General features: G+C 61.9%; 1 protein-coding gene and 1 pseudogene. One reads left to right on the forward strand and one right to left on the reverse strand.

Annotation, left to right across the window (positions count from 1 at the left end):
• A partial coding sequence (locus VE128_00045) for an IS5 family transposase (GenBank protein HZD83948.1) occupies nucleotides 1-773 on the reverse strand: 773 nt, incomplete at its 3' end.
• A 79-nt stretch (nucleotides 774-852) separates the two neighbouring features.
• On the opposite strand from VE128_00045, the pseudogene VE128_00050 reads away from it, so the two are divergent.
• A pseudogene (locus tag VE128_00050) lies at nucleotides 853-1,114 on the forward strand (LysR family transcriptional regulator).

Here is a 1,114-nt window from a genome sequence, read left to right on the forward strand (position 1 = left end):
TAGGCGCTGTCCGCCCAGACCCCCTTGCCGGTATTGGAGAGATCGAGCACATCGTCCAGCTTCCGACTGTCGTGCACGGCCGCGTCCGTCGCATCCCATTTGCGGATCAGCTTGTGCGCCTTGTCCACGCCGAGGTGGTTCTTGTAGCCGAAGAAGCTCGCATCGTTCTTCTTCGTCCAGCGCGCGTCCTTGTCCTTCTGGGCATTCTTGGCGGGCTGCTGCTCCCATCCCTCCGGCGTCTTGCCGACCTTGATCGTCTCGTTCTCCTCCTTCGTGTTGCGCTGCCTGGGCACCGACACAATCGTGGCGTCAATAATCTGGCCGCCGCGCGCAATATAGCCCTCAGCCTCAAGATGCTGGCCGAAGCGCTCAAACAGCTTGTCGATCAGCCCGGCCTGCGCCAACGCCTCGCGAAACAGCCAGATCGTGGTGGCATCCGGCACCGGGTCCTCGAGCTCCAGATCGAGAAAGCGCATGAACGATATGCGGTCGCGGATCAGGTACTCAGTCCGATCGTCAGAGAGATTGTGGAGCGATTGCAGCACCAGGATCTTGAACTTCAGGATCGTGTCATAGGGCTTGCGGCCGGCGTTGCTCTTGCGCTCCTCGGGCTTTGTCTCCGTCACGGCCTCGATGTCAGTACGGAAATCCTCCCATGGCACGATCTTTTTGATCGTTTCCAGCGGATCGCCCTGGGCGCTGATCGCCTCCAGCCTGCGCTCAACATCGAAAAAGCCCTTCTGCCCCATGACCCGCTCGCTCCATCCGCCCATGACCGCGTGCGGTCATCGAGTCAGATTCGTGGCGACTTGGCGAGAGGAATTTTTCGAGGTGCCCAAGTGCGTTTTTCTCATGCGTGTGGCGCCGCCACTGAATGCCTTGCGGGCCTTCGAGGCGGCGGCGCGGCACTTTGAGCCTGACCAAGGCAGCGCAGGAGCTCAACGTCACCCCGGGCGCCATCAGTCATCAGATCCGCAGGCTCGAAACGCTGCTCGGCGTCGAATTGTTCGAACGGCGCACCCGGTCGATTGCGCTCACCCCGGCGGGCAAGCTGCTCCATCCCGGCGTGCAGACCGGCCTCCTCTACATTCGCGAGGCCGTGGCCAACATCCAG

Source organism: Candidatus Angelobacter sp. (assembly GCA_035643775.1).
Taxonomy (GTDB): Bacteria; Bacteroidota; Bacteroidia; order Flavobacteriales; family Blattabacteriaceae; genus DASQPV01.